Origin of the sequence: Paenibacillus sp. HB172176, assembly GCF_011947265.1 — a bacterium.
GTDB lineage: Bacteria > Bacillota > Bacilli > Paenibacillales > Paenibacillaceae > Pristimantibacillus.
Genome location: NZ_JAATHD010000001.1, coordinates 450255 through 462699, shown reverse-complemented (window position 1 = coordinate 462699; position 12445 = coordinate 450255). Strand labels below are relative to the sequence as shown.

The window sequence follows — 12445 nt, the reverse complement described above, 5'->3', positions numbered from 1 at the left end:
TAAACAAAACTCACTCGGATGAAAGGGTTTCGCATCAAGTCTCCTCTTGCATGTCTCTCGTCTTCCGAATCTCTTCTATAGATAAACCGGTTACTTTGGCGATAAGCTCCACATCTACCCCTTCCTTCAACATGTTTTTAATGACTTCTTGTTTTCCTTTCTCGATCCCTTTTGCCACTCCATCAGCAATCAAGCTATTGCGCTCCATCAAAGAATGCTCCCGAGCCTCATACAATCTGTAAGTCTCTTCATCACTGCTAAGCCGAAGCAGCAGTTCCTCGGTTTTCTTAATGTTAGCATCCATCTCGATCAACTCCTTTAATTGATGCTCCGAAAGCCGTTCGTCCAAATACATCAGCCACCGGTGCAATGGATTGTTAATGTCCTTCATCATACGCTCAAACTTGGGAAGTTCCAGAAAGTGAACCTCGAATGCATCGGTCAGCAATAGACTCTTATCCCGATCGTCATACAAGTGAAATGTCGTATGAAATGCCTCGCGTTCTTTAAATAGCTGAAAGTCCAATAAATTGATTGTTACCGTTCGCCTCAGTTGACTGTAATCATCCCCCGGCTTGACGGAACCAATATACATCTTGCTCAAATAGAATAAGGATCGCCGCGCCATGTTGCGTTGATCCGTCAGTTGCATCTCAATATCGTATTGAACTTGATCATCTGACTCCGCCGAAATATCCAGACGCCCCGTCTTGTCGTCGACCATCTTTTTGGCTAACTGTTTATTCCCCTTCACCTTTAAGTTGCGAATACGCTTCTCGCCTTCCAGACCCAGAATAGCATTCAGCAGGCTGATCAGGCTTTCTTTCGATTCCTCTTCCCCAAACAGCTTTTGGAAGATAAAATCATTCTTTGGCTTCATCCTTTGTTTTTGATTTGCACTCTTCAATGTTCCTGCTTCCATTATACACGTACCCCCCTTTTTTTGCATGAAGCAACTATGAATCCTCCCCGTCCATCCGCGCGAACACAAAAAAAGCACACCCTCCCGCTTAAACGGAAAGGATGTGCTTCATCCAATTAGGCTCAATATACCATAATGTATCGCTTATCTGCAATGAAAAGCTGAGCCCATAATCGAAGGGGCTCAGCCTATTCTTTCTTCTACAATAGAATCTCATGTCCACGCTCGGCCGATTCATAGATCGAGCACAGAATCTTGATCATATCGACGCCATGCTCCGGCGTGATAATCGGCGTTTCCTTGCCTTGCACGCAAGCGACAAAATGCTGAATATTCGCCGTATGCTGCGCCGTTTGCGAAGGAGAAAATTGCGGCTTCTGATCAATCAGAACGCCGGCATCCTCGGTGAAGATCGACAGCTTGTCGTTTACAATGCCGAAGCCTCCCTCGGTTCCTCTCCATTCGATGAACTTCTGCTCCTTCTCAACATTGGACGCCCAGCTGAATTCGATCTGTAGCGAGGCGCCGTTGTCGAACCGGATAAAGCCAGCCGCAAGATCCTCTACATTGAACGTTCCGCTTGGAATCGATCCGTCTGCAAGCGGACGATCGGCGAACTTGCGATAGGTCGAGCCCGATACCGTGACCGGCTTAGGATTACCCGCCAGCCACATTGCCATGTCGATCATGTGGACGCCGAGATCGATCAGCGGTCCCCCGCCGGAGAGCTCCTTCGTCGTGAACCAGCCTCCGCGTCCGGGAATGCCTCTGCGACGAACCCAGCCGCAGCGCCCCATGTACAGCTCGCCCATGGCTCCCTCACCGATGATCTTCTTCGCGTAACGCGCTTCCTCGCTGAACCGATTGTTGCGCATCGTCATGAGCAGCTTTCCACTGGCCTTCGCCACATCCGCCATCTTCTGCGCTTCGATCGGATTGATTGCATCCGGCTTCTCGCAGAATACATGCTTGCCGGCTTGCAGCGCGGCTATTGCGATTTCGGAATGAAACAGATTCGGCGTGCTGATGCCGATGATGTCAATCGACTCATCCGCCAGCATATCATGATAATTCTCATATACTTTGGCATTCGGGAAATCCTTCGCAGTTGCTTCCGCGGAAGGCCGATGCGCATCGCAGAACGCGACGAGCTCGAGTTCCTCCCGGAGCGACAGCCAGCCCGGCAGATGCGCATGTTTGAAGATGTTTCCCGTACCCGCTACGCCTACTCTAAGCTTTGTCATTGCATTTATTTCCCCTTTATCGTCTCAAGCGGCTTGGCGTTGCCGTATTTCGGATAGTCGCGGTCAACCGGCGCAGCCCATTTCGCCGCATTCGAGATCACTTTGCGAATTTGCGGGTTATAATAGGTTGGATAGGTCTCATGCCCGGGGCGGAAATAGAAGATCTTGCCCATGCCGCGCGTGAAGCAGGCTCCGCTGCGGAATACTTCTCCGCCTTCGAACCAGCTTACCATCACAAGCTCGTCCGGCTGCGGAATATCGAAATGCTCGCCGTACATTTCCTCGGCCTCGAGCTCGATGTATTCGCCGATGCCGTCCACGATCGGATGGCCCGGGTTCACGACCCAAATGCGTTCCTTCTCATCGGCTTCGCGCCATTTCAAATCACATGACGTGCCCATAAGCTTTTTGAAAATTTTCGAGAAATGACCGGAATGAAGCACAATCAAGCCCATGCCGTGAAGCACGCGCTGCCGCACGCGCTCAACGATCTCGTCCTCTACATCGCCATGCGCCATATGCCCCCACCAGATGAGAACATCCGTGTCGTTCAGCACCTCTTCGGTCAAGCCATGCTCAGGCTCGTCCAGGGTTGCCGTGCGAATCGTTCCTTCGATGTCGAGGCCCGCAGCAATCGCCGCATGCATGCCATCCGGATAGACGGATGCCACCTTCTCATTCTTTTTCTCATGACGGAATTCGTTCCAGACGGTTACATTAATCGCTTTGCTCATTGCCTTGTCTCCTTTGTTTCTCGTATTTCCATCATTGTAGATCAGAAAGCGTATTCAATCGATTGCGAATAGAGCGAATTTTGTACGGTATTCTGTTATTCATATCCGATAACATTCAGATATGCTAAGATATCCTTACGCGATCCTGTCGCGAACTCACTAGCAATGGAGGGACGGGGATGTATCCGAATATGTACCCCGACATGCGCCATGAGCAGGTACTGTATCAGAATCCGAATCTGGCCATACGCATCTGGCAAATCGAACCGCCAAGAAATTCGCTGAGCAATGCGGAAGCTCATGCACGCTTTCAAGAATACATCGCTTCAGCAAAGCTGAAGCCTCATTGGCATTATCATGAAGAGGTCGAGTTCCTGCTAATTGTTGAAGGCGGGCTGACCTGTTATTGTCCGGAGAGCCAGTTCGACATTCGGAAAGGCGATGTCGCGATCTTCGGAGCCTTAGAGCCTCATTATACCCTGCACGCGTATCCGGGAACGCTCAAGTACATCGTCTTCCAGATCGATTTGCGCAAGCACTGGGACGGCAGCACGCTAAGCAGCATGCAGCATTTCTCCGAGGTCAATCGGCCGCTCAGCTCGATGAATTATGTCTATCGATCGAACGAGGGCGTCCAAAAGCAAACAGCGGATCTGATTCGAGAAATTTTCAACGATATGAACAATGTTCCGATCGGTTATGATCTTGCCGTCTCTTCGCGAATCAAGAGCATCCTGCTGCTGCTGCTCAGACATGATACCCGGAAGCTTCTTAATTATAATGACAATCGCATGTATGAGCGTCTGCAGCCTGCCGTCGATCATATCGAATCCCTGCTGTCGACCAAGCTGACCGTTGACGACGTATGTTCTCTCGTGAACATGAGCTATACCCATTTCATCAAAACGTTCAAGAATACAATCGGCATGAGCTTCACCGAATTTATCGCTTACAAGAGAATAAAGAAAGCCGAGCAGCTTCTGCTGACCCGGGACATGAGCATCTCCGAAATCGCCGAAGCCGTCGGCTTTTCTAATCTAGGGCACTTCTATAACATGTTCCGCCGATACAATGATTGCTCGCCGAAACAGTTCAAGGGGCGCCTTCGTGAAGCGCATCAAAATTAGTATATGCTTTCAATGCGCTTAACTGCGCTTATAACCGAATTCTGCAATTAAGTCGGCCAGTCGTTCATGAAGCTCGATATGGAGCGGTTCGACAGATCTGCACTCCTGCAAACGCCTCTCCGCTCTGTCAGGCTCTTCGTTAAGCAGATCTCTGCGAACCAGCTCGGCCGCTATGCGTTCAAACATACGACGAAATTTCTCTTCCGGCGGAAGCTTCCATAGATAAGGCTTCTCGTCATATAGCGGTCCTCGATACTGAGTGAATAACCAATCGCCGCGTTCCCAATCAATCGAGGCTTCGACAATGTTGCTCTTCGCTTGCTCAAAAGCCAACAAATCATAGGAGATTTGTCCCGTTTCCAGCACATATCCCTCGGTAGACTTGTTGATTTCAAGCTTGATGCCGGAATTTTTCAGCGTTTTCTTGAGCCTGTGCATCGTACTATGCAGATTATGAATCGCGCGTTCGCCATCCATTTCAGGCCACAGCAGCTCTGCCAAGCGCCACTTGCCGTTGTTCTGATCAGGATGGCAAAGCAGATAAGCAAGCAGTTCTTCGGTCTTGCGAGTCGGAAAGCGGACAAGCTTTCCGTCCTCCCCGCGAACCTCGAAGCCTCCGAAGCAGCGAATCGTCGACTCTCCTCGATCAGGAGCGGCTTCTTGCGCGGCAATGCGCTTCAACAACCGTTTCCTTATTCGCTCAAGCACCTCGTCTGAGACAGGCTTCAACACATAATCGATCGCTTCCACGTCGAAGGCTTCAAGCGCATATTGCATGTGGGCCGTCGTGAACACGATCATGCCGCGATCGAAACGTTCCCTTACCAATCGAGCGAGTTCCATTCCGTTCATCAAAGGCATCTCGATATCCAGGAACAGGATGTCAGGCCGCAGCTCCGGAATCCGCTTCAGCGCCTCGTGCGGGTCGGTGAACGAACCTACGATGGAGAAGCCTGCATTTCGGCCGACAATCATGTTCATCAAGTTCAGAACAAGGTGCTCGTCGTCAACGATCACCACGTTGAACATTGAAATCACTCCTCTGCAGGACGGCATAATCATGCCATTCATTTCGCTCCATTATACATGGACGGGCCTGGGCAGGCTAGTTCATGAAAGCCGTATGCCGCCTGCGATCCACAGCAATGTCTTATGGATTTATCAATCCGGCTGCAATGAATAGTCGTCTCACGACTGCCGCCGTCTCCGCGCGGGTAATCCATTCATCCAAGTCAAGCCTGCCGTCTCGACCTTGAATAATGCCCGCTGACAGATTTAACTTCACTTGCGATTCCGCCCATTGCGGCACTGAAGCTCCATCTGTGAACGCTTGAAGCAGCGCCTCGATCTCCGAGGCTTGAACGGAAGGCTGAAGCCCTACAATCGCCATTGCCCGACTTACGATTACCATCGATTCAAGTCTCGTAATGCCGTTACCGGGTCTGAAGGTGCCGTCTGGATAACCGTTCACAAGCCCATTCTCAACAGCAACGGACAATTCGTCTTCATACCACGCTCCGCTAACAACATCTGGATAAGCTAAGATCTTGTCCTCGTGACTGACGATTCCGAGCGCTCTGACGATAATTGCGCCGAACTCCGCTCGTGTAATATTGCGTTCAGGCTCGTAATGGAAATCGTCTACGCCATTAACGACGATTCGAGACGCCATATCGTTAACATCTGTCATACTCCAAAGTCCCGCCACATCGGCGAACTGCTCAGGATTCCAGATGAGCCCGAACATTCCGGTCTCGAAGCTTGTGATATGGGCATAGTAACGTTCATTCTCGACATACACGTAAGTAGGCTGATGATAGATCATGCCGTCCCTGTACAAAACGCCTGTCGTAATCTTCATCCCGTCAGGTACGGGAACTGTGTATTGCACCATGCCGTCTGCCGTAATGTCATAGACTTCACCGTCGTACGACGCCGTAATGGAGAAATTCATAGGCTCCCCAACCCATTCGCCGCGCCCCAGATTGTCGGCATCCGCCATTGCATCCGCCGATGCCTTGTCCGCAGGCTCGATCGCAAGCTCGAATACAATTCGATCCTCATCAATTTCCTCGCCGCCGAACAGGGATCGAATGCGATCAAGATCCAAGTTCTTCGATGGCAGTGAAATCGTTCCTCCTTCGGTTGCTACTTCAATATCTTCTTGCTGCTGTTGCAGCTCCTTCAGCTTCTTGCCCGTCAGCTTCGAATCATCCTCTATGATAATTCCTCCACCGCCAACATTGCCCTTCACGTCTTGTATCCGAACCACTTGGAACGAGCTGAATTTATTAATAGTGAACTCGATAGCTGTCGGCTCTCCGCCTGGGTTGTAAACGATTCTCTGAGGCGTATAAACCGATTTTTCTCCATCGCTATGCTCCACATAGATTCGCAAGCTGTCAAGAAACTCGTCTCTGGCCGAAGCGCTCTCCGTTGGAATCAGATCGGCGAAATCTGCCACCGGCAATTGAATTAACGTATCCACGCCGTGGAAGTTGGTCTCGATCATGCGCGATGGACCAAGCGGCTTGAATCCTTTTCCGCCAGCGAGCGAGATTAAGGCAGGACCTTGCTTTTCAGCTCTGTCGCGTATCGATTGTTGCTCTTCTTCATTCTGGACGGGAACGATTCGGAAATACAAGTCGGTGCCTTGCGCTTCAAGCAGCTTCACGCTTTGTTCATCCAGGCTAACGGAAGCCCCTCCGCTGACGATATGCAAGGACAAATTACGTCCCGCAAGAATTGCGATAGCCGATGCCGGAATTTCCACGGCGATTTCATCCGCGGGATCAGCTGAATCATCTGTATGCGTAATCGTTACTTCACGATTCGCTGTATCGGGATCATTCGGATCGATGGCTTCCGTAAGATCGTAAAGCTCGTTTTCATCCGTAATAATCGTATCGATCTTGGTGCCGTCCGACATTTCCGTACGCAGAATGGTGACGTTCTGAATCTGTTCATTGCCATCCTGACGCGTCTCCACCTTCGCTTGTCTGGACGTTGCCTGGCGGATTACAGCATCCTTGGTCACGCCTAACGCTTTCACGATGACCAGATATTGCTTCGTCGCGGTCTTGCCGTTTCTCGTAAAGGTAGCGGTCAATATCACTTGTTGTTCTGCCGTTTGTCTTGTAACGGTTCCCGTCGTCTGCGTCTCGTCCTGCTCGATTGCGATAACGGCTGGCTGACTCGACTCCCAAGTGATGGCCGTGCCATACTTGCCAGTCAACAGGAGGAAGAAGCCTTCCGTCACGCTTTCCCAATTATCCCCTTCGACGAATGTCGCCGCATCGTCGATCTTCAAGCTTCTAGCCGCTTCATCTACGGCTTCCTGATCGCTGAGCTTCTTCACGACAATCGTGAACGTTCTCGACTGCGTGTCGGCCGGATTGCCCGGATCGGTGAGAGTGGCCGTCAGCGTTACCGTCACATCGGCTTCATCCGGCCCTGGTCTGAAGACCCTTCCCGTAGAGGAGACTACGCTCGGAAGATGGGATTGCCAAGAGACAACAGAACCCGTATTTCCTTTTTTCGTTAAAAATAAGTTTTTCGTAACCGATGTCTCCGAGTCTCCCGGCGCATAACCGATTGCCACATCAAGCTCATCCTGCGGCAAGTTCACAGTGCTCGCTCCAATGACGGTCAAGAAGAATTCTTTCTCGCGATGATATCCCGCCTTTGTCACGCGCGCCGTCAAACGGACAACCGTATCCGACTGCGGACGCTGAACGATGCCGTCTACGCTGATGACATCCTCTCTATGGCTGCTCCATTCTACGCTGGAATCATAGAAGCCGGTTGAAATCAATTCAATATTTTGCGTCACATGCTCTGCCGAATCATGCTCAGCATATCCAATGCTTAGAGCGCCGATCGCTTCATCAAGCTGCTTCTGAATATCGAATTCTTTTGCTTTTATGGTGAGGACGAATGTCTTGGTTACAACGACATCGCCTTTGGTGATCGTTGCCGTGAGCGTGACTTCCCGATCTCCGTCTTCAAGCTCGGGACGCGTTACGACGCCGTCCGTCCCGACAACCGTCTCGTCGCTCGATGTCCATGAGATCGCGCTGCCGTAGATGCCCGTCGTTGGAAGCGACAATTCGCTCAGCACATTGTCCTGCGTCACATTCTCCTCGCGAATCGTATCCCATGTCAGATCCGTCTTCGCTTCCGCCGCCGACTCCTCGTCGGAGATTGGCAGCTTCACGATCGTCAACTCGAATGTCTTCGTCTCTGTCGCCTCGCCTTTGGTAATCGTTGCCGTGAGCGTAACTGCTTTGTCGCCCGATAGGTAACTTGGACGCGTTACGACGCCGTCCGTGCCGACAGCCGTCTCGTCGCTCGATGTCCATGAGATCGCGCTGCCGTAGCTGCCCGACGTTGGAAGCGACAGGTCGCTCAGCACATTGTCCTGCGTCACGTTCTCTTCGCGAATCATGTTCCACGTCAGATCCGTCTTCGCTTCCGCGACAGACTGCTCATCTGTTGCGACAAGCTTCTTCACGACAAGCACGAATGATTTCTCTGCTGTCGCGGAACCATTCGCGACAACAGCGTGCAACGTTACCGTCTTGTCTCCATCCTCATAGACTGGCCTTGTGACATCGCCCTCGACACTGACAACCGAAATGTCGGTGGAAGTCCAAGTGATGGTGCTGCCTGAAGAGCCTGCCGTCATCAATTGTAGATCCGTCGTTACGGCCGTCTGTTCGATATTCAACTCCCGAATGGCATCCCAAGTGAGACGATCCAGATCCATCTGAGCGAGTGCTGCATCGGAAGGCGCCTGCAAGTCGAACGGATTGGATGTTATCGGGCCTTCGCTGCCAATGACGTACAGTGCTCCAACAGTCACCGATGCATAACTGGATGCTTCATTCTTCTTGACCGCTTGTCCCGTGAAAACAATTCTTGCCTCGGTATCGCTGACACGCTCCACCGTAAAGCCAAGACCCTCCGGCAGATTATGAAGCTGGAAGCCGCCGGTCAAGTCCGCCGCGAAGATGCCGTTAGCCAACGTTACGGTCAGCGATTCGGTAATCGTTCCGTCGCCCGCATCAGTCAGCATATTCGGCGACGCGGTGATTGTCGGCGATGGCGAGCGGAACAAGAACGAGAAGGTCGTTGATGTCACTCCATTTATGGTAATCTGTGCATCGCTTACGCTGTTACTCTCGGCATGATTGCTTGCATGACCCGTGATGGATACGGTCACTCGGGTCGGACTATTGCGCGTCAAGCTGCCGATCTGAAGACCGGCCGGCCACTGATTCGTTGCATAGACATAGTCAGTCACCGTCTCGGGAAATTCTTCATTTTCAAGATCGAACACGAGAGACTCTTCGAAGCTGCCATCATTCGCATCGGTTTCATAGATAACCTGCGTCCTCGCGATTAAAACTGGCTCCTTGCCCAGGAAGTTAATCTTGAAGGTAGGCGAAGCAAGATCGTCCGAGTTGCCGATAATTGCCGCTGACGATACGATAATCGACGCGTTGTAGACATCCTGGGTTACCGTAGCCGTTCCCGTGAAGCCTACCTCCAGCGATGTATCCGACAATCGGATAACAGTCGCGCTCAATCCTTCCGGCAGATGAGCGACCGAGACGCTCTCCGCATCAATATCCGCCGTGAATGTCCCTCCGCTCAGCGAAACTTCGATGATGTCGTCGAATTGTCCGTTCCCATAGACGCTCTCGGTGACAACGCCCTTGTCCACTTTAAGGAATGCAGGGTCATGGAAAACCAGCCCAAACGAATTGCTCGTAACCTCTGCAGCCCCGTCCGCCATATTCTCTTTATCTATCGTGACGGACAGATGCCCAACCGAATTCTCTTTGTTATGATGAACAGCCGAGCCGGTTAGCTGCAGATCCAGCTTGGAGCCGCTAATTCTCGTTACGACGAAATCAAGGCCGACCGGCAAATTATTGACATGAATATGACTCATGTCCAGCGTCTCCGCCAGTGTCTCGCCGATCAAATTCACACGCTGAATACCGGCAATCGTACCGTCATTCGCCTCGGCTTCGACAAAGCCGTTTCCAACCTCGAGGCCCAGATCGTTAACCTCAACCGTGAACGAAGTTTGACTGGTCAGATCGCCATCCGAAGCCGTCAGCGTTATAACGGCTTCCCCCGACGTCTCCGGCACAGTAGCCAGCGTCACTATGCGGTTCCCGCCCGCTCCGCTTACGATAATTTCGCTTGTCGGTATCAAATCAGGATCAGAGGAGGACGCGGTTACCGTCACCCCGAATGCGGTGCTTTCCGCATCATCCACCTGCACGGATACCTGCTTCTGATGTCCGCTATAGACCGACTGATCGGCAACAGATGAAAGGGTCGGCGCGCTGTTCTCGGCGATGCGAACAAATCTGGAGAACTGCTCCGACCAGAGATTCTCATCATTGCGAACACGCAGCGACAGCTTATACTCGCCTGCTCCAAGAGCTGAGAAATCCTCCAGCGGCTCAATGCCCGAATAGACCTCTTCTTCATCCTTGAATACCTTCCACTCATGCTCCATTATCGCTTTATTCCGGGGATCATAGCTAAGATCCTGTACCTCGATCTCGCTTTCCGGCCATGTAAGCTGCGTCGCCGACAACTGGAAATCGGCAATCGGCTTCACTGCGGTTTCCCTTGTCGATTGGAATCGCGTGCGGGATGAGCTCCATGCCTCTTGATAATCCCGTACCCGAAGTCGAACGACATAGTCCGTATCGGCGTCGAAGACCGCCGGCTGTCCTTGCGTCCACTCCTCATCCGTCGTTCGCTTCCAGCTCCACTCTCTTTCGGCGATTCCGTTCGTCTGGCTCTGAGCGTCCAAATCGTAGGACTGATCCTCGTAAGTAGGCTGCCCGGAGACGTCTTCGCCTACCGTGAACAGACTAACCGGCTTGCGATGAACATAGAGCGTCTTCACCAGCGTATTCTTGTAATAAATATCATATTTACCAACTTTGTTAAATTGAACTTCCAAATCGTCCAGGTTAAATCCGCTGTACGGAACTGTTCCTTGATCGTTCTCATAAGCGGTTGGATCATGGACGACCCGCCACTTGCCTTCCGGCCAAGACGAATCGCTTGTGTTCATCTTCTCGGAAGCCGGCGAGACGTTCAGTTCGTACGAATTGCCTAGTGTCAGCAAATCCTGATCCGAGCCTGCGGACATCTTCGAATAAATATAATCCGCTATTTGCCCAATTTGCTCTTCATAGCTCTGTCCGTCACGATTGACGAAAACCCCGCGATTATCGTTCCGGCCAATGAACGATTCTGCTTGGTTTGACGTTGCATCACCTGTGCCTGCGCCGTCCGTATCTGAGCCCCATCCGATATAATGAAGCTTCTCCGACTCCATTCTCGGAATAATTTCGCCCAGCGCCGTAGAATCATCCAAATCATCCAGCGTCTCGTCGTTCAGATTGACCAGATAATGATTGGCTGATGTTCGCCAGTCCGGCTCGCGAATGATTTCCAGGAAATCTCTGGACACCACCTGAACCTCAGTACCGGAAAACACTCGCCCGTCACGGAAATGAAAATCCCAGGAATCGCCGTTTCTCTGAAATTCTCCGAAGGCTACCGTCTGATGATTCCCTACGTTCTCCGGGGAATCAATCAACAAGGAACATCCCTCAGTTGAAGCTGCCGGAGAAGGACAAGCCTCCGTTGATTTGTACAATTTCATGCTTGCCGTGACACTGCTGTTTACACTGTAACCATAAATTTCAACTTTAATTGTAGTCACATCGGCAGCTACCTCATTGAAATTCAGTGTCAACCATTCCCCTTGTCCGCCATGCAGGTCATCCGTATCCAACGAACCGCCGTCTACCGACTGATTATCATAGTATACATGCCCCTTATCGTTGCCGGACGAGTCCTCGAAGTACAAATGGGCGTCCAAATCATTGCCCGATCCGACGTAAGGCCAATAGAGATTAAGCGCGAAATCGCCCTGAAGCACGTTCACCTCCTGCGCCTCCACCGAATCGATTCGTACGCGGCTTCGATCCAGTCCGCGATCTTCCAAAGCGCCGTAGAGATCATCTTCGAAAGCAGTAACGTCCTGATCCGATTGGCCTACAGCCAGGACGACATCCGCGTCATAAACCTCGTCCACCTGTACGCCGACCTCGAGCTCATCCGAGGCTCCTTCGGCCATAACAGAAGAAGCGTTCAACAGTTGAACGCAGACAAACCATGCCATGAAAGCGATAATAAAGCCTCGTCTCCATGGAGAAATCGTACGCTTGTATGTACTCAAATCCCAGTACCCCCTTCAAAATGATAGGGCTAATATACCAGGCGATTCTCGCAAAATTCTCGCAAATTCTATTCATTTCGACAAAGTGGGACATTAGACACGCGTTAGGCATTCCTGTAGAAGATTTATACGGA

The 12445-nt window shown here is 51.4% G+C and carries 6 protein-coding genes; 1 reads left to right on the top strand and 5 read right to left on the bottom strand.

Annotation, left to right across the window (positions count from 1 at the left end; all coding sequences use genetic code 11):
- Positions 1-34: 34 nt before the first annotated feature.
- The 3 genes from HFP08_RS01770 to HFP08_RS01760 all read right to left on the bottom strand — a co-directional run bounded on the left by HFP08_RS01770 (position 35) and on the right by HFP08_RS01760 (position 2900).
- The gene (locus HFP08_RS01770) at positions 35-922 is read right to left on the bottom strand and encodes an Rpn family recombination-promoting nuclease/putative transposase (protein WP_168118785.1); all 888 of its coding nucleotides are present in this window, start codon (positions 920-922) and stop codon (positions 35-37) included.
- A gap of 200 nt (positions 923-1122) precedes the next feature.
- Positions 1123-2166, bottom strand: a complete 1044-nt coding sequence (locus HFP08_RS01765) for a Gfo/Idh/MocA family protein (protein WP_168118784.1) — start codon at positions 2164-2166, stop codon at positions 1123-1125.
- A 5-nt stretch (positions 2167-2171) separates the two neighbouring features.
- Complete coding sequence (locus HFP08_RS01760) at positions 2172-2900, bottom strand: ThuA domain-containing protein (protein ID WP_168118783.1); 729 nt, start codon at positions 2898-2900, stop codon at positions 2172-2174.
- A gap of 179 nt (positions 2901-3079) precedes the next feature.
- Between HFP08_RS01760 and HFP08_RS01755 the strand changes: the two genes are divergently transcribed.
- Positions 3080-4027 (top strand): helix-turn-helix domain-containing protein, encoded by a 948-nt coding sequence (locus HFP08_RS01755; RefSeq protein WP_168118782.1) that lies wholly within the window; start codon positions 3080-3082, stop codon positions 4025-4027.
- Positions 4028-4045: 18 nt separating this feature from the next.
- Here HFP08_RS01755 and HFP08_RS01750 read toward each other — a convergent pair whose 3' ends face one another.
- Together HFP08_RS01750 and HFP08_RS01745 are read right to left on the bottom strand one after the other, a co-directional pair.
- Positions 4046-5056 carry a response regulator gene (locus HFP08_RS01750; protein ID WP_168118781.1) on the bottom strand — a complete coding sequence of 337 codons (1011 nt, stop codon included), beginning with the start codon at positions 5054-5056 and terminating at the stop codon, positions 4046-4048.
- Positions 5057-5177: 121 nt separating this feature from the next.
- On the bottom strand, positions 5178-12311 hold the full coding sequence (locus tag HFP08_RS01745; RefSeq protein ID WP_168118780.1) for an immunoglobulin-like domain-containing protein: 7134 nt from the start codon (positions 12309-12311) through the stop codon (positions 5178-5180).
- Between the last annotated feature and the right edge of the window lie 134 nt (positions 12312-12445).

Excerpts from the sequence above, each read along its gene's own strand:
- HFP08_RS01770 (WP_168118785.1), bottom strand. The coding sequence starts at position 922 with ATGGAAGCAGGAACATTGAAGAGTGCAAATCAAAAACAAAGGATGAAG.
- HFP08_RS01765 (WP_168118784.1), bottom strand. The coding sequence starts at position 2,166 with ATGACAAAGCTTAGAGTAGGCGTAGCGGGTACGGGAAACATCTTCAAA.
- HFP08_RS01760 (WP_168118783.1), bottom strand. The coding sequence starts at position 2,900 with ATGAGCAAAGCGATTAATGTAACCGTCTGGAACGAATTCCGTCATGAG.
- HFP08_RS01755 (WP_168118782.1), top strand. The coding sequence starts at position 3,080 with ATGTATCCGAATATGTACCCCGACATGCGCCATGAGCAGGTACTGTAT.
- HFP08_RS01750 (WP_168118781.1), bottom strand. The coding sequence starts at position 5,056 with ATGTTCAACGTGGTGATCGTTGACGACGAGCACCTTGTTCTGAACTTG.